The organism is Candidatus Riesia pediculicola, assembly GCF_002073915.1.
GTDB lineage: Bacteria > Pseudomonadota > Gammaproteobacteria > Enterobacterales > Enterobacteriaceae > Riesia > Riesia pediculicola.
In genome coordinates this window covers 494,437-512,176 of the sequence record NZ_CP012841.1, presented here as the reverse complement: position 1 = coordinate 512,176, position 17,740 = coordinate 494,437, and the positions used below count along the sequence as shown (strand labels likewise).

At 26.6% G+C, this 17,740-nt stretch carries 13 protein-coding genes and 3 tRNA genes; 11 read left to right on the top strand and 5 right to left on the bottom strand.

Annotation, left to right across the window (positions count from 1 at the left end):
• The first annotated feature begins 171 nt into the window (after positions 1-171).
• The gene (locus AOE55_RS02420; RefSeq protein ID WP_080611785.1) at positions 172-804 is read left to right on the top strand and encodes a Fe-Mn family superoxide dismutase; all 633 of its coding nucleotides are present in this window, start codon (positions 172-174) and stop codon (positions 802-804) included.
• A gap of 71 nt (positions 805-875) precedes the next feature.
• Here the strand turns inward: AOE55_RS02420 and trpS are convergent, their stop codons facing one another.
• From trpS to aroK, 4 genes are all read right to left on the bottom strand, one after another.
• Positions 876-1,886, bottom strand: coding sequence for a tryptophan--tRNA ligase (gene trpS / locus AOE55_RS02415; RefSeq protein WP_041855286.1), 1,011 nt, complete (start codon positions 1,884-1,886; stop codon positions 876-878).
• A gap of 101 nt (positions 1,887-1,987) precedes the next feature.
• A complete protein-coding gene (rpe, locus tag AOE55_RS02410; protein WP_013087634.1) occupies positions 1,988-2,698 on the bottom strand; it encodes a ribulose-phosphate 3-epimerase in 711 nt (236 codons plus the stop codon).
• A 381-nt stretch (positions 2,699-3,079) separates the two neighbouring features.
• Positions 3,080-4,189 carry a 3-dehydroquinate synthase gene (aroB, locus tag AOE55_RS02405; RefSeq protein ID WP_192847604.1) on the bottom strand — a complete coding sequence of 370 codons (1,110 nt, stop codon included), beginning with the start codon at positions 4,187-4,189 and terminating at the stop codon, positions 3,080-3,082.
• 8 nt (positions 4,190-4,197) lie between these two features.
• Positions 4,198-4,746 carry a shikimate kinase AroK gene (gene aroK / locus AOE55_RS02400; RefSeq protein ID WP_013087921.1) on the bottom strand — a complete coding sequence of 183 codons (549 nt, stop codon included), beginning with the start codon at positions 4,744-4,746 and terminating at the stop codon, positions 4,198-4,200.
• 1,010 nt (positions 4,747-5,756) lie between these two features.
• Between aroK and AOE55_RS02395 the strand changes: the two genes are divergently transcribed.
• The 10 genes from AOE55_RS02395 to AOE55_RS02350 all read left to right on the top strand — a co-directional run bounded on the left by AOE55_RS02395 (position 5,757) and on the right by AOE55_RS02350 (position 16,793).
• A complete protein-coding gene (locus AOE55_RS02395) occupies positions 5,757-7,241 on the top strand; it encodes an inorganic phosphate transporter (protein WP_013087695.1) in 1,485 nt (494 codons plus the stop codon).
• A gap of 169 nt (positions 7,242-7,410) precedes the next feature.
• Positions 7,411-8,757, top strand: coding sequence for an NADP-specific glutamate dehydrogenase (gene gdhA / locus AOE55_RS02390; protein WP_080611781.1), 1,347 nt, complete (start codon positions 7,411-7,413; stop codon positions 8,755-8,757).
• 47 nt (positions 8,758-8,804) lie between these two features.
• Positions 8,805-8,886: transfer RNA gene (locus AOE55_RS02385), tRNA-Leu, on the top strand.
• Positions 8,887-8,996: 110 nt separating this feature from the next.
• A complete protein-coding gene (locus AOE55_RS02380; RefSeq protein WP_013087461.1) occupies positions 8,997-9,419 on the top strand; it encodes a pyrimidine dimer DNA glycosylase/endonuclease V in 423 nt (140 codons plus the stop codon).
• Positions 9,420-9,651: 232 nt separating this feature from the next.
• Complete coding sequence (locus AOE55_RS02375) at positions 9,652-11,067, top strand: alanine/glycine:cation symporter family protein (RefSeq protein WP_013087642.1); 1,416 nt, start codon at positions 9,652-9,654, stop codon at positions 11,065-11,067.
• Between the two features lie 212 nt (positions 11,068-11,279).
• Entirely contained in the window at positions 11,280-12,746 is a 1,467-nt protein-coding gene (locus AOE55_RS02370; RefSeq protein WP_041855188.1) for an oligopeptide:H+ symporter, read from the top strand.
• Positions 12,747-13,261: 515 nt separating this feature from the next.
• Complete coding sequence (pgsA, locus tag AOE55_RS02365) at positions 13,262-13,801, top strand: CDP-diacylglycerol--glycerol-3-phosphate 3-phosphatidyltransferase (protein ID WP_013087626.1); 540 nt, start codon at positions 13,262-13,264, stop codon at positions 13,799-13,801.
• 97 nt (positions 13,802-13,898) lie between these two features.
• A tRNA-Cys gene (locus tag AOE55_RS02360) sits at positions 13,899-13,972 on the top strand.
• A gap of 28 nt (positions 13,973-14,000) precedes the next feature.
• A tRNA-Leu gene (locus tag AOE55_RS02355) sits at positions 14,001-14,087 on the top strand.
• Positions 14,088-14,348: 261 nt separating this feature from the next.
• Entirely contained in the window at positions 14,349-16,793 is a 2,445-nt protein-coding gene (locus AOE55_RS02350; protein WP_196769128.1) for a 1-acyl-sn-glycerol-3-phosphate acyltransferase, read from the top strand.
• On the opposite strand, the gene AOE55_RS02345 is transcribed toward AOE55_RS02350, so the two are convergent.
• Positions 16,794-17,672 (bottom strand): 4-hydroxybenzoate octaprenyltransferase, encoded by an 879-nt coding sequence (locus tag AOE55_RS02345; RefSeq protein WP_013087614.1) that lies wholly within the window; start codon positions 17,670-17,672, stop codon positions 16,794-16,796. It abuts the gene before it with no gap.
• Between the last annotated feature and the right edge of the window lie 68 nt (positions 17,673-17,740).

Below are 17,740 nucleotides of genomic sequence, written 5' to 3'. Positions count from 1 at the left end.
ATATTCTTAAAAATTACTCTTTAATCTCAAAACGATACCTGTAGAACATTATTTATTTCACTAAATTATATAAGTTAAATTAAATAAACGAAAAGATAAAATCTTATCAAGCTACATTTTTTTTGTTAGAATGAGATAATTTCTTAAAAAAAGAATTTTTTTGGAGAAAATATGAAACATACTTCACTAAAGTTATCGTATGGATATCGGGATTTAGAACCTTTTCTAGATGAAAGAACAATATTTTTACATTATGAAATGCATTATCGAACATACGTAAATAACACCAATCAATTGTTACAAGAGATAGACAAAAATCTCAAAAAGTACGATCTATTCAATCTGATTCAAAATTTAAATATGATATCGAATCAAGATTTAAAAATTTTATTAAGGAATAATGCTGGAGGGGTGATAAATCATGAAATTTTTTTTAAAGGATTAAAAATAGGGACGAATTTAAGTCAAAAAATGCAATACGTTATTGAATCTAAATTCGAGAACATAAAAAAATTTAAAGAAAAATTTGAGAAAAAAGCCATATCTTGTTTTGGATCTGGATGGACTTGGCTGGTTTTGAAAAATGAAGATTTGAGTATTATGAATACTCCAAATCAAGAAAATCCGTTTATGTACAATGATTCTTCTACATCATACTATCCAATTTTCGGAATAGATCTATGGGAACATTCGTATTACTTAAAATACCAAAATCGTAAGAAGGAATACATTCAATCCTTTTGGAATGTATTAAACTGGGAAGAAGCAGAAAATAGGTTATTAATAGGAAAAAGTAAGTTATGATAAATTTTTGAAAATACTTATTAGTTTTTATCATCTTCTGAAGGAATCAGAGAGAAAACAAAGTATATTTTTTAAATTCCAATAGAAGAAAAAACTTTTTCCATATTTTCTTTCGCTATTAACTTTGCTCTTTCTGATCCCTCCTGCAAGATTTTCTCTAAGAATTTCTCTTTTTTTCTAACGTAGAAGAATTTCTCTTGAATTCTCTTCAATTTTTGAACCAAAACTTTACAAACACACTTCTTAAAATACAAATAGTTTTTTCCGAAAAAACGTTTTTCTATTTCCAAAATGGGAAGTTCAGTCAAACTTGAAAAAATATTAATCAAATTAGAAATTCCAGATTTTCTATTCATATCGAAGGATATTTTAGGAGGGTTTTCGGAATCAGTTGAAGCTAATCTGATCTTTTTCATAATTAATTCTGGATTATCGAGTATTTTTATAACATTGTTTGAATCATGGTCAGATTTAGACATCTTTTTTTCTGGATTTTTGATTCCCATCACTTTAAATTTACCAATTATGGCCTTTGGAATTTTAAAAACATTTCCATGAATTTTATTGAATCGATTAGCTATTCTTCTACATATCTCAATATGCTGCATTTGATCAATTCCTACTGGAATTAAGGAAGCTCCATACAACAATATATCTGCAGCCATTAAAACAGGATAATTTAAAATTCCAATGTTCATTCTATTTCCATAAATAGAAAAGTTCTCTTTAAACTGAGTCATCCTTTTCAATTCTCCAAGAGGAGTATAGCAACTTAAAACCCAATTTAGCTGAAAGTGTTGAGGAACTTTAGATTGAACGAAAACTATACTTTTTTTCGGATCAATTCCACAAGCTATATATATTGCTAATGTATCCAATATATTTTTTCCTAACGATAATTTTTTTTTATCAAATTTAGTAATGGAATGTTGATCGGCAATGCAATAAATACAGTTATATTGATCCTGTATTCTTACCCATTCTCTAATTGCTCCAATATAGTTCCCTATAGTTAGGGAACCAGATGGTTGTATTCCACTAAAAACAACTGGTTTATCTTTATGAAAAAAATTTTTCTTCATTTTTTTAAAAGAAATTTTGTCTATCAAATTTCTTAGATTTAAATTCCACTATTTTATTTAAATGAAACAACCTTTAAAAATCAATCTATCACACGAAATATTTAATTTACTAATTTTTTCTGATAGAAATCTATTTTTTTTCGAAAAACATTTAATATTTCCACGTAATTCCTAGAACGATTGAAAATTGCCGATCCTATTACTAAAATATCTACTCCAGTCTCCACGATTTTTTTCAAATTTTTTAAATTAATACCACCGTCAACTCCAAGTAAGATATCTTTTCCACTTCTATCAATTATAGAACGTGCTTCTAGTAATCTTTTAATACTATTTTCTATGAAAGATTGCCCGCCAAATCCAGGATTGACAGACATGATTAAAACTGAATCAATTTCATTAATCAAAGTAGTCAAAATCTCTAAAGACATTTTTGGATTAAATACAATTCCTGCTTTACATCCGTTTTCTCGAATTATCCTTAACTCTTTTTTAAGAGTTATACCTTCCTCAACATGTAATAAAATTTGATGCACACCAAGTTCAATAAATTCTCTGATTAACCTTTCTGACGGATCTGTCATTAAATGTATATGAAAATTAGATTGAATTCCGTACTCTATCAAAGATTTACAAAGAATAGGACCGAAGGTTAAGTTTGGAACATAATGGTTATCCATAATATCGAAATGAATAATATCCGTTAAACCAGATCGAACTAGTTTTGCGATATCTTTTCCTAAACTTGCAAGATTCGCTGATAAAATAGAGATGGCTATCGAACAACGTTTTATAAATGGATTAATTATCATAAAAATCTTGAACTATAATTCGTCATGAATTATGTAATAAAACCCTATTAATAATTCATTAAAAGAAATTTAATCCTTTAAAGTTAAAAGCCGATTTTTTTTCTTTTATTGATAAAAATCAATTATTTAAAAAATCTATTAAAAATCTCACAGATTAAAAACCTGTTCGAAAATTAAAAATAAAAATACATTATTATGAATAATAAAATACATAAATATATCGATTTTTCAAGAACAAAAAATAAATTTAAAATAGATTTTAACAATCAAAACAAAAAAACACTTTCAATTTTTTTCACTCGCAAAAGTTAGTTCAAAGTAATAAAAACCATAAATAAATAAAAAAATAATCGATCTTAAAGTAGAAAAAATTGATTCAAATCAAAAATTTTTTATTTTGGAATTTATTGCTCGAATCACTATATTTCTATCGACATTTCGGTATAAAGAGGATTTACCTATTTCAACAGGTAAAACTAAATCAATTTGATTTCTTCTGATTCTCTTTTTATCGTACTGAATAAAAAATAAATAATCTTCATAAGACATTTCTTTCGATAGAAAAAGTGGCAAACTAAATTTCTTCAACAAAGAAATAATTCTATTTGTATTTTTTTTAGAAAACTTGTTAATTAAATTTGCTACCTTAAGAGATGTAACTATCCCTATTGAAACTGTTTCTCCATGATACAAAACATCACTAAAATTCAGTTTGGATTCTATGGCATGAGCGAACGTATGACCCAAATTTAGAAGGACTCTTTTATTTTGATTTTCCTCTGGATCTTGAGATATGATTTCAGATTTTATTTTACAGCAATAATAGACAAGATATTTAATCGTCTCTTTTTCCCTGAAAAGTATTTTCTTATAGTTATTTTCTAACCAGCAAAAAAAACTATAATCCATCGCAATTCCATATTTGATAGCTTCTGTCATACCGGATTGAAATTGACGATCTGAAACAGTATTTAAAAAACTCAAATTGATCAATATTAAATTTGGATGATAAAAAGAACCTACCATATTCTTAGCATCTTTGTAATTAATTGCATTTTTCCCTCCTATAGAGGAATCAATCTGAGCTAAAAGGCTAGTGGGAATTTGAACGAAATATGTACCTCTTAAATAAATAGAAGATATAAAACCAGTCAAATCTCCTATAAGTCCTCCACCTAAAGCAACCAAGACAATATTTTTTGAATATCTTCTTTTTTTTAAGAAGTTAAGAACATAAATTACAGTTTTTAAAGATTTGTTTTTTTCTCCATCTGAAACAATTATTTTGTCTACTCGATTAGTTATTGTCAGAATACTTTTTCGTATTTCTTGATAATAAAGATCGTATAGTCTTTGATTAGTTATTATAACAACTTGATCTTTTTCTTTAAATTTTTCAAAAAAATTTTTAATTTTAAATAAATCAAATCCAATAAAAATCGAGCATTCTTTTCCATTAAAAAAAAACTTTATTTTATCAAAATTATTCAAGAATTTATTCAAAGTAATCTTTTATTATTCGATCTAAAAAATGGCTGTAATGAATTAATAATGTTATTTACTAAAAAGTTCGTACTTTTATTATTCACTTGAATAATAATATCAGCGATCTCTTTGTATAACGGATTTCTTTCGACTGCTAAATTCTTTAAAGTTTCTAAAATTTTCTCTTTCGATTCAACTAAAGGCCTTCTTTTATCATAATAAATCCGACTTACTTGTCTTTCGACAGTGGTTTCTAAATAAATTACTGTTCCTCTCGCTGAGAGTTTATTTCGGTTTTCTCTCAGTTTGACAGATCCTCCTCCAGTTGCCAATATGATACCATGTTTTTCTGTCAATTCATCAATAACTTGTTTTTCTCTTTTTCTAAAACCAATCTCTCCTTCTAAGTCAAATATCCATCCTATATCTACTCCAGTTCTCTTCTCTATTTCTTGATCCGAATCAAAAAAATCCATATTTAATTTTCTTGCTAACTGACGACCTATCGTGCTTTTTCCTGCACCCATTGGTCCTATTAAAAATAAATTTCTTCTTTCCATCATTTTTTTATAAAAATCAATTGATTAAAAAATAATATGGCTTCTCATTAAATTAATTTAGAACAAAAAAATTAGTCTTAAAATAATATCTTTAACTTATTTCAATCTTACTTCTGAAAGGAGATAAATCAATACTTACTTCAGAAAAAAAGTTCAAAGTCAATTGTTAACTACAGTTATCTTTCCAAAAATTTTAGTTTTCTTATAGAGAAATTCGTTTCCATTAAGAAATCACTTTTTGGAAATTTATTTTCTACTAAAAATTTAAAAACTTTTTCAAAAAAGAAAGATCTATGATTTCTAATGCTGAATAATAATTCTTTTAAAAGAAAACCTATAATTTAATTATGCTATCCGAAAATGTCTTCATTGATATAAACGAATTTTTTGAAAAATTCTTACTTTATTAAAATGATTAAACTATCTTTTAAATTTTTTATTTTTTAGAATAGTTAAAATATATTTGCTTACTTTAGAAAATAGATAAAGATAGATATTGAAACTTGTTTGAAATTCTTGATTTCTTATAAAGTCTTAGAAAATATATTCAGATTTTTCAAATATTTTTATGATTTTCTGAAATATATATGATATCTCACATAGATCATATTGAAAAACTTGACAGATTCGAAAAATTATTTTCTCATTACATGTTAAACGTATTCAGAGAGATCCTTGTGTTATATCAAAAATGAAATGTTAAATTAAAATTTATTTAAAAATTCAAAAATATAAAACGATATTGTTAAATATTTAATGTTTTCAAATGATTGATGAATTTCTCGTAATTTCGATCTACAAATGTTTTAAAAACAATAAAAAAGATAAAAAATTTTTAGACATCTGAAACTGATAACTTATCTAAAAAAATGTAGAGATTTTATAATATAAATTTCTCTAATAGATTTGGATATCTAAAATGTATCTAGTTAATTTTTTTAAATACTTTTTTTAAAAAAAAACGACATCTCAAAAAATAATTTTTTCATAAAAAACAAATTGATATTGAATTTATGTTATATGAATTCGTCGCTTTAGATTTTCGAACTTATGTACTTTTTCCGTTAGCACTATTTTGTGTCCTAGTATACGAATTGATTAACGGATTTCATGATACTGCAAATGCAGTAACTACAGTCATCTATACTCGATCTATGAGAGCAGAAACGGCTGTAATAATATCTGGAATATTCAATTTTTGTGGAGTTATGTTAGGAGGACTGAGCGTAGCTTACTCCATAATGGAATTATTTCCAATAGATTTGCTTATAGGAAACAATGAAACAAAAAACTTGATATCAATAATTTTTTCTGTTTTGTTTTCTTCTATTCTTTGGAACATTGGGACTTGGTATCTTGGATTACCTAGTTCTAGTTCTCATACCTTAATTGGATCAATTGTTGGAGCAGTTATTTCAAATTCTTTCATTGCTGGTCAACTTATGTTGAGCATACTAAATATAAAAAAAATTTCTGGAGTCCTATTATCCTTGTTTTTTTCCCCAATAATTGGAATTCTCATTTCGGGAATACTAATGTTTTATCTTAGAAAATTTTGGAGCCATGCAGTTAATCTTAGAAAGATTCACTTAACACCGATAGAAAGAGAAAAACAAGACGGAAAAAAAAATCCGCCATTTTTAGTTAGAGCAATATTGATTTTATCTTCTGCAGGAGTCAGCTTTTCACATGGATCTAATGATGGACAGAAAGGAATAGGATTGATTATGTTGATTTTAATTGGAATGATTCCTTCTAAATTTTCATTAAACATGAATGCAAATTGTTATGATATATCTAAAGTGTACAATGCAGTCTTAAGTTTGAACAAATATTATGAAAATCATCAACTTGAAATTGATTTAGCTACGAAAAAACTCTGTACATTAAAAAATTTACAAAATAAATGTTTCTCAAAAAAACAATCTTCTATTAAAGAAACTATTCATAATGCTCTATATACTCTAAAAGACATTCAAACATACTCAGTTCTAAACCCACAACAAAGAAGTCAAATTCGAAAATCTTTGACTTGTTTGTCAAATATCACCTCAAATATTACGAAAATTTCCGGAATAAAAAGAGAAGATATTATTTTTCTGAATGATTTGAAAAAAAACTTACTGCATACAGTGGAATATGCTCCACTTTGGACAATAGTTATGATTGCCATAACATTATCTCTTGGAACTATGATAGGATGGAAAAGATCTGTGATTACAATAGGAGAAAAGATAGGAAAAAAAGGAATGACTTATGCTCAAGGAGTTTCTGCTCAAATTACTACGGCTTTCTCTGTTGGAATAGCTAGTTATTTCGGAATACCAGTTTCCACAACACAAGTTTTATCTTCTGCTGTTGCTGGATCCATGATTGCAGATAAGAATGAAATACAAAGAAAAACTGTTAGAAACATTTTTTTAACTTGGATGTTTACGATACCGGTATCCGTTTTTTTATCTAGTCTGTTTTATGTTTCTCTTTCGAAATTGATATAAAATAAAACTTTTTTAAAAGAATTACAGATTTNTAAATCATAAAAATATTAAAAATCTAAAATACATCAAAATTTCATCAATGTTTTCATTGTTTCTTAATGAAAAACTGTATTTATAAAATTTTATTTTTCTAAGAAAATTCATCAAAAAAATCGAGGTAAATTAGAATATGAAAAGTTTTGCTTTATTGACGAAATTTCTGAATACTTTCGAATTAAATCACAAGGATCAACCGGAATTTTTTCAGTCAGTACAAGAATTTTTTTCATCAATCTTACCTTTTTTATACGATCATTCAAAATATCAAGATATTTCTTTGTTAAAAAGACTAACGGAACCTGAAAGAATAATACAATTTAGAGTATGTTGGATAGATGATTCTGGAAAAACTCAAATTAATACAGGATGGAGAGTGCAATTCAACTCTTCAATAGGACCTTTCAAAGGAGGAATTCGATTTCATGAGTCAGTTAATATATCAGTTCTAAAATTTCTCGGTTTTGAACAAACTTTTAAGAATGCACTTACTAATTTTCCAATTGGAGGAGGAAAAGGAGGATCGAATTTTAGCATTAAAAAGAAGAGTAAAGTAGAGATCGAAAGATTCTGTCAATCTTTTATTTTAAATTCGTACAAATATTTGGGAGCAAACACTGACATACCAGCTGGCGACATAGGAGTAGGTTATTCTGAAATAGACCTAATGGCAGGTATGATGAGAAAAATTTGTGGTGACTCCTCCTGTGTGTTTACTGGAAAAAGTCTATTTTCGTCTGGTAGTCAATTAAGAGAAGAATCTACAGGTTATGGAGTGATATATTTAACTGAATTAGCTCTAAATTACCATCATAATGAATCTATCAATAAAAAGAAAGTATTGATTTCAGGATCTGGGAACGTTGCTATACACGCTATCGAAAAATGCATACAAATGGGAGCAAGAGTTATTACTGCGTCCGATTCAGATGGAACAGTTGTAGATCTTGAAGGATTTAACATAGAAAAGTTAAATAGATTGAAATTTATAAAAAAAGAGCTGAATGGAAGAATTCAACAATATTCTGAAGAATTCGGTTTAATCTATCTTAAAGATAAATCACCTTGGTCCATTTCAGCAGACATAGCGATTCCTTGCGCTACTCAAAATGAAATTAACGAAGTTGATGCTGAAATGATGATAAAGAACAACATAAAAATTGTAGTTGAAGGATCTAACATGCCTGTCATAAAAAAAGCAATACAATTGTTTCAAAATTACGATATTTTATTTATTCCAGGAAAAATAGCTAATTCTGGAGGAGTCATAGTTTCAGTTTTAGAAAAAATTCAAAATTCTACATATTCTGTATGGAACAAAAATAAAGTTGAAAAAGAAATGAAGAAAGTGATGAAAAACTCTTATAGAACTTCCATAAAATATGGAGAAGAAAAGAAAAAAGTTAATTATGTCAGAGGAGCGAATATTGCTTCCTTTGTTAAAGTAGCTGATGCAGTAATTTCTCAAGGATCAATATAATAATATACATAAAAAACTAATTAACAATTTCCATTAGCTTAATATTTGCCGAAGTGGCGAAATTGGTAAACGCAATTGATTCAAAATCAGTCACCTTATGGTTTGTCGGTTCGAGTCCGATCTTCGGCAAGGAATTGAATAGAATTCTGCATAACTTCTAAAAATTAATGAATTTTCATCGATCAAAAATTAAAAATTGAATATATTTTGAGTTTTCCAATTTATTTATTATGACCTATATGACTAGAATTAATGTTGTTCAACCGATTGAATTATGCGATCAACACTTATTGGCTGAAAACATGGAAATTATTAGAATTCCTAATTATGTGATTAAAAAGTTTGGATTAGTAAAAATTTCTAAAGTTTCACAATATATCTTAGGAAAAGGACATGTAATTTTCTTTAGAGACAAGCTATTATTCTTATATAAAAGATATATGCTTCTACAGAAAGAATGTATAAATCGGGGATTTAAGGTAAACTTTAGATGGCCAAAATCTGTTATTCAATATGTTTCTTTGTGGAAAGATTATAAAGTTACTGAATGCGATATTAAAAAAAATAGAATTAGAATATATGAAAAGATGCCTCCTAAACCAAGATTTTCTAATATCTTGAAAAGAAAGAATTTTTCATTAAAATTTTTTCAAAAGTCATAAGATTTATTTTCTTGATTAATGATTAAATGCAATATCGATTAATAACTGTTCAAATCGACGATCATTTTAAAAATAGATAAAAATAGCTAAATATTTATTTAAGATCTTCTTTTTTAATCTCAATTCATGTTAGTTATTTAGATTTTCTAATATTTTACGATATCTGAAATATTGTATTAATAAAAAGTAACTTTTATTTTTTGTCATTTTTTGTTCAATCTAGGAGTAAATTTTGACGCGATTAATAGATAAATTAAATAACTTTCTATGGGATCATTTACTAATTTATTTTTTAATATTAGTTGGAATTTATCTCACAGTCGGTACCAGATTTATTCAGATCAAACATTTTTTTCATATGTTTACAATACTTAGAGGAAGCAATAAATCAAATAAATCTGGAATATCTTCATTTCAAGCTTTATGTACAACGTTAGCTTCTAGAGTTGGAACTGGCAACCTTACCGGAGTTGCAATTGCCTTAAATTTGGGAGGAGTAGGATCAATCTTTTGGATGTGGGTTGCTGCCATAATAGGTATGGCAACATCTTTTTCAGAAAGTATACTTGCGCAACTTTATAAAACAATTGACAAAAAAGGACGTTACTATGGGGGTCCTTCTTATTATATGGAAAAAGGTTTGAACATGAGATGGATGGGAACACTATTTTCTATATTATTAATTATTTCTTTTGGATTAATATTTAATTCTGTTCAATCGAATTCTATTGTAAAAGCAGCTTCTTTAGCATTTAACGTAAATTCTTTACATGTTGGGACGTGTCTTTCTATGATATGTGGAATAGTTATATTTGGAGGATTACGATCTGTCTCAAAAGTATCTGAATTTATTGTTCCATTCATGGCAATTACTTACTTATTTCTTTCTTGTTGGGCAATTGGTAAAAATGTAAATCAATTGTTCGAAGTTTTTTTCTCAATAATAAAAAATGCTTTCGGTATAGGAGAAGCTTGCAGTGGAATAGCTGGATATAGTTTCTCTCAAATAATGGTTCAAGGATTTAAAAGAGGACTTTTTTCGAACGAAGCTGGAATGGGATCTACTCCAAACGCAGCTGCTTCAGCTTCTCCATATCCACCTCATCCTGTTTCTCAAGGATATATTCAAATGTTAGGTGTTTTCATAGATACAATGATAATCTGTAGTACAACGGCCATCGTTATCATCTCTTCTGGAGTATTAAATAATACAAATGATTCGATCAATGGAATTGAATTAACACAAATGGCTGTTTCTCATTTTTTTGGAGATTTTGGAAAATTTTTCATATCCATTTCAACCTTCTTTTTCTCTTTTACTTCTATAATCTCAAATTATTGCTATGCTGAAAGTAATATAATTTTTCTGAAAAAAAATGATTCTTATTCTTTGTTTATGTTACGAGTTTGCACAATAGTCATGATTATTTTTGGAACATATGTAGAAACTCCACTAGTTTGGAAGTTAGCAGATATATCGATGGGGTGTATGACAATAATTAATTTAATTGCTATTTTTCTGCTATCTAAACTCATATTTATGTTAACAAGGGACTATCATTTGCAAATAAAAGAAGGAAAAATACCTAAATTTAATATCAAAAAATATCCAAATATACAAATTAAATATGATGTTTGGGGAAAATAGATTAAAAACATATCTCTTTTAATCAGTAATACATCAATTTTCATTTAAAATGATATAGTAGAACAAATAGGAATTGATAACCAAAATAATAAGACTTTAGGAAAATCTGATTATTAAGAAATCAAAAAGAGTTTATAACATATATCTTTTAATTTTATTATGAAGTTTATAAAATGAAAATTTTTAAGAAAAAGGAATCGAAGAGGTTGATCGTGTCTTTGAAGGATAACTCTCGTAGTCTAAATTTTAATCTATTAAAACAACCGAAACCTTTCTATTTAATTTTCTCAATAGAATTATGGGAAAGATTTAGTTTCTATGGTTTACAAGGAATTTTAACAATTTATTTAACTAAAATTTTAGGAATGTCCGAAGATAAAGCGTTTTCTTTATTTTCTGCATTTACTGCCTTGGTTTACGGATTCGTAGCCATTGGAGGATGGATAGGAGATAAAATTTTAGGATCTAAGAGAGTCATCGTTCTTGGAACTTTAACATTAATTTTCGGATATTCTTTAATTGCTTTCTCCAATAATGAGATATCATCAATATATCTTGGACTATCTTGTATTTCCGTAGGAAACGGATTATTTAAATCTAACCCATCTTCTTTGCTCTCTTCTTGTTACGACAAGAAAGATGTCCGTCTGGATGGAGCGTTTACCATGTATTACATGTCAATCAATATTGGATCTTTCTTATCCATGTTGATTACTCCAGTTCTAGCCAAAATTTATGGATGGAACGTAGCTTTTGCTACGAGTGTGTTTGGTTTATTGATTACTTTAATAATCTTTCTATCTTTTCGGAATTGGATAAAAAAAATAGGATCTTATCCAGATTTTCAATCGGTCTCTTTAAAAACTTATTTCTTTATATTTTGTGGAATCTTCGTATTGATACTAATTTCTGATTGGCTTCTTTATCATTTAAACACTATTAAGATTGTTCTTACAATGATTTCAATCTTTATTGTCTTTAAGTTTATTCAAGAAATAATATCGATGAAAAGTTTGGATCGATTAAAAATGTCAGTTGTATCAATATTGACCATTGAGGCATTGGTCTTCTTCGTTTTGTACGGGCAAATGCCAATGTCTATAAACTTTTTTGCTACACACAATGTGGCGCACACGATTTTCGGTATTTCCATAGAGCCAGCACAATATCAATCCTTAAATCCTTTTTGGATCATTGTTTTTAGTCCTATTTTATCGAAAATATATGAAAAAGTTGGAACATGTTTATTGATTCCATATAAATTTGCAATTGGAATGGTTTTTTGCTCGATATCTTTTTTGATATTACCAATTGGTTCTATCTTCTCTGAAAGAGGAATTGTGTCTCCATTTTGGTTAATATTTTCATATGCTTTCCAAGGAATTGGAGAATTGATGATTTCAGGTTTGGGATTATCGATGATAGCTCAGTTTGCTCCTAAAGGATTAATGGGATTTATAATGGGTACCTGGTTCTTGACTAATTCCATTTCTTCATTTATAGCTGGATATGTGTCATCCTTAACGACTTTTCCTAAAGACAAAATATTCAATACTATCGAATCATTGAAGGTATATGACTTAGTTTTTATCAAAATAGGAATAATTAGCTTAATTATTTCAATGATCATGTTTTACACAGCTCCTTACTTAAATCGTGTAATTACTTTGAAGAAATAGAAAAATATTTTAAATTTACGTTAATTTAAAAATTAATTTAAGAATAAGTGTGTTTTTGTTTTATAATCAATCTTAAGAAGACATCAGTTGAATAATCTCTATTTAGAGTAATACATTAATCTTACTAAAATAAATTAGCAGTTTATAAATTCTTATTCTGAAGAAGAGTTATTTTAGAGAACACATTTGATCAAAAATTTCTTTCATTGTATCGAAACAAGTTAATCTAGTACAAAAAAATTATTTTTTTAAAGAAATTTAGATAAGAGAATGTTTTATACAACCGATTAAAAAATTGAAATTTTTGATTTTATTCTTTTAAAGATTATTGACTTTCAAAAGAATTTTATCGAGATCTTGCAAATAATTACATTTCTTGAACTTGTCCAAAATTGGGCTTTAAATTGAATTTTATCGAAAAAAGTCAGATTTTTCTTATTATTAAATGGTTTAAAAACTTGGTTAAAATCGAAAATTTCTATCAAAAAATCTCAAAAATTATATAGCAATCGTTAATGCAATTGCATCCAACTTCTTTAACATTCTTTAGAATTCTGTCAACTCCCATGTTAATTGTATTTTTTTATATGCCATTCTCTTGGTCTGAAGTAATGAGTATAGTAACGTTCGTAATTGCAGCAATAACAGATTTGTTCGATGGACTTTTAGCAAGATACTTCAAAAAAACAACAAAACTAGGTACCTTTTTAGATCCGGTGGCAGATAAAATCATAGTAGTAAGTTCTCTTATATTGGTAGTTGATTGGTACCATGTTTGGTGGATTACTTTACCTTCCATTGCTATGATAATTAGAGAAATTATCATTTTGTCTCTTCGAGAGTTAGCTGCAGATTTCGGGGAAAAGAAGTGTGTCTCTGTATCTCGAATTGGAAAATGGAAAACTTTTTTTCAGATGTTTTCTTTAGTTGGAATGTTCTTAAAAGAAAATGGTTTGATATTAATTCTTTCCGTTATGTTATTATATTTCTCTGTTTTTCTAACATATTATTCAATGATTCAGTATTTTCGATCTTCTTGGAGATTATTGAAATAAAATTATTAAAAATTAATTTTAAATTGAAATAAAAGAAATACTTAATTCAAAAAATAGATAACTTTTGTGTTACAATTTATTTCTTTTTAGAAAATTTGGCGTATTGGCAGAATGGCATCCATGCATCGGATTGCAAATCCGAATACCTCGGTTCGATTCCGGGATACGCCTAAATAATCTTTAAAATTAAAGAAAAATTGCCCAGATGGTGAAATCGGTATACACAAGGGACTTAAAATCCCTTGACCTAATTTTGGTCGTGCGGGTTCGATCCCCGCTCTGGGTATTGGTGTTAAAATCAACTTTAAGAAGAAAATGAGTTATTTCAAAGAGTATCGTATACTTTATGTTTTTAATTTTTAAATGAAGTTCCTATAAACTTTTCGTTTTAAATTTATATAGAAAACACATTCTCTAGATTGCTAATTGATCTTTTTTTTAAAGATCTTCGACTGAGCAAATATATTCAATCTTTTTATAAAAGATATTCATGTAGATGATTGATTTTTATTTTTTAAAAAGATTACATCTTAGAATTCTTCAATCTTTGAGATTTTTATTTTTCAATATCAGATCAATTCCAGAAAATCCGATGGAAGAATTAAATTTGAAAACTAATGATTCCTTTTTGTATTTGCTTCCTTATGGATCTATGTTCGATCTAACTATTCTGCGACATCAATGTAAACTTTTTGGTTTATCAGATCCAATCAAAAAAATTAAAGTTGATAAAAAAGAATCTTGCTCTTATATATTTGTTCATAAAAAGAAAGTAAAAAATAGAAATCTTTCTTCAAATTATAAATCAGTTTCCAATTCACTTGAATCATATCTTCATCCTTCTATTCTGTCTAAAAATCCAAAAGTTCAATTATTGTTCGTTTCAATTGTATTTCATAAGTTTTCTTATAGAAGAAAATTAAAATGTCAAATTTTCACGAATATAATTGTGAAACTATATGATGTCTTTTTTTTAATATTTTTTAAAAGAAACATTTGGGTCCGTTTTTATTTGATTTCCTCCTTAAGAGAGTTATCTGTAAGATTCATAAGAGACAAAACGATCTTTCAAAAAATTGTTAGAATGATGATGATTAAGCATTTTAAAAATGTTTTTATTACAACTGGACCAAAAGAGTTTCTCTATCGTCAAGATCTTTTCAAAAAAGTTCGATCTGATCGGATTATTGATGATTTAGTCGAAAGAGAATCAAAAAGAAAGATGATTTCAAAAAAAAGAATTGATGAACATATCATGAATCTTATTAAAGAGATGATGGATGATATTTCTTATGGGATGATTCAACTAACTAATGTCATATTCAATATAATTTTAAATAGAATCTATAAAAAAATTTTTGTGTATAACTTAGAAAATCTATACCAAGTTTTAGAAAAAAAAAATACACAAATAATCTACTCACCATCTCATAAAAGTCATATGGATTATCTTTTACTATCTTATATTCTTTATCGTAAAGGAATGATGGTACCTTATATTATTGCAGGAATAAATTTAAATTTTTGGCCAATAGGATTTCTTCTTAAGAAACTAGGAGCGGTTTTCATTCGCCGATCTTTTAAAAAAAATGAAATATATATGAGAACATTCCAGAAATGTTTTAGATATATAATGTTTTCTGGAAGATCTATCGAATACTTTATAGAAGGAGGAAGATCGAGAACTGGATTGCTATTAAATCCTAAGACTGGAATTTTATCAACTATAATAAAAAATTTTTCAAAATATCAATTTGAGAATCGAGAATTTGTGATTGTTCCAGTTCATATTATGTACGATAAAGTGTTAGAATTATCTACTTATGTAAAAGAATTGAACGGAAAACCGAAAGAGAAAGAAGGATTTTTAAAAATATTTCGAGAAATAGTCAAATTAAATCAACTTAAATCAAGATTTGGTTACATTAATTTCGGAAATCCAATATTCTTGAAAGACATTATCTTATCAAAAAAAAAATATCGAATCTCTAATTTAAATAGTCGAGATCATTCTTCTCATTTCAATCAAGTCATCGATAAAGTATCTATTAAAATAATGACTAGTCTGAATAATTCCATTTCAATTAATTCTGTTAATTTATGCTCGATAGTTCTTTCGTACATTTCAGGTAACTCTTTATCCATCAAAACTTTAACTTTACAAGTGCAACTGTATATCGATTTTCTCAATCATATTCCTTACTCAGAAGGAATTGTTGTTCCTCAAAAAAATTCAAGAGATCTGGTTAGAGAATTCTTTTTAAATCAAAAATTTCAACTTTTAGCTGAAATGAAAGATAATCTCAAAATATTTTTAATCAAAAAAAATAATATGATGTTAAAATATTACAAGAATAATATCATGCATCTTTTTATTCTTCCATCTTTGATATTAAGAATCATACTTATTTTTCAAAAGATTAAGATCGATAAAATATATCATCAAGTTTTTTTGATCTTACCTATCATTAAAAAAGAGTTCTTTCTAAATTACTCGATGAAATTGATATCTAACCAAATAGATAGAACGGTCGAAGAATTCTTCAATCAAAAAATTGTACATTTTGATTCAAAAAATAAAAAAATTTCTTTAAACGAAGAAAAAATGACTTCTATCAATCTATTTTCCAAAATAATAGAGGAAATTTTATGTAAATATTTTATTGTTTTATCTTTTCTAAATTTAAAACCAATTTTTAATTTGAATAAAATAAGGTTATGGATTGATTTCTTTTTTTCTTATTCTTTTTTTCGATCAATCGTAATAAAAGACATCATTATTACATTCAATAAGAGAAATTTTTTTAATTTAATCAATATTTTGTTTCAAAACAATTTCTTAAGGAAGGAAAAAAATTTGATATTGGTTAATCAAAAATCAAAGAAATTGTATCAAATTATATTTAGATTAATTCCTAGAGAAATTTATTTAGAAATAAAATCTTTTGAAGATTCCTTTAAAGGATTTTATGAATATTCCAATGAAAAATAATTAGAAATAACTTAATAATATTCCTAAAAACAATATACAACCAACCAATCCATTACTCAAAAACGCTTTCAGATATAAATTAGATTCATCTCTAGAAATCAAATGATATTGATACAAAAATATCAAAAGAATAAGGAATAAACTAGAAAAGTAGATCGAACTTAATTTTTTTTGAACTCCAATGTAGATTAGCATTATCATCATCAAAAATTGAAAAATACAAATAGCTATTTGATTAAACTTAGAAAAAAGTATAGCCGTAGATTTCAATCCAATTTTTATGTCATACTTTTTATCAGCCATTGCATACTGTGTATCGTATATCAGTGTCCATACTAAATTAATTAAAAATAAAGTTAGACATTCTATAGAAAAAAAGTTATTAATTGTTTCAAAAAAAATCATTGGTATAGATAATCCTGTAGATATTCCTAGTACAACTTGAGGAAAATGATTAAATCTTTTTATCAAAGGATAAACAATTGTTAAAATAAAAACTATTATAGAGAAAATGATGGATATATAACTTAGTTGAAACACTAATAAAATCGACAAAAAAACAAATAAAAAAAATAAAATTAATGCTTCTTTTTTTTTAATTTCTTTTTTGGGGAAAGGCCTATCTTTAGTTCTTTGAACGAAGGCATCGTAATCTTTATCTAAAAGATCATTGATTATACAACCCGCAGATCTCATACTGAACGTTCCGAGCATAAAAATAAATAAAACTTTTAATCTCGGTTTACCTTGTTCTAATAACCAAAATGTCCATAATATAGGAAATAAAAATAAAAAAAAACCTATTGGTTTGTTTAATCTAGAAATTCTAGCATATGTTCCAATTTTATTTCGTATCGATAAAAAAGTTTTTAACAACATAAAAAGATAAATCTTTTATAAGAGATAGAACAAAATTTAATTAAAAATTCTTCTTTTTTATTCTTAAG

Bases quoted from the DNA above. Each gene is read 5' to 3' on its own strand.
- AOE55_RS02420 (WP_080611785.1), top strand. From the start codon at position 172: ATGAAACATACTTCACTAAAGTTATCGTATGGATATCGGGATTTAGAA.
- gdhA (WP_080611781.1), top strand. From the start codon at position 7,411: ATGAAAAGTTTTGCTTTATTGACGAAATTTCTGAATACTTTCGAATTA.
- pgsA (WP_013087626.1), top strand. From the start codon at position 13,262: ATGCAATTGCATCCAACTTCTTTAACATTCTTTAGAATTCTGTCAACT.
- AOE55_RS02380 (WP_013087461.1), top strand. From the start codon at position 8,997: ATGACTAGAATTAATGTTGTTCAACCGATTGAATTATGCGATCAACAC.
- AOE55_RS02345 (WP_013087614.1), bottom strand. From the start codon at position 17,672: ATGTTGTTAAAAACTTTTTTATCGATACGAAATAAAATTGGAACATAT.
- trpS (WP_041855286.1), bottom strand. From the start codon at position 1,886: ATGAAGAAAAATTTTTTTCATAAAGATAAACCAGTTGTTTTTAGTGGA.
- AOE55_RS02395 (WP_013087695.1), top strand. From the start codon at position 5,757: ATGTTATATGAATTCGTCGCTTTAGATTTTCGAACTTATGTACTTTTT.
- aroK (WP_013087921.1), bottom strand. From the start codon at position 4,746: ATGATGGAAAGAAGAAATTTATTTTTAATAGGACCAATGGGTGCAGGA.
- rpe (WP_013087634.1), bottom strand. From the start codon at position 2,698: ATGATAATTAATCCATTTATAAAACGTTGTTCGATAGCCATCTCTATT.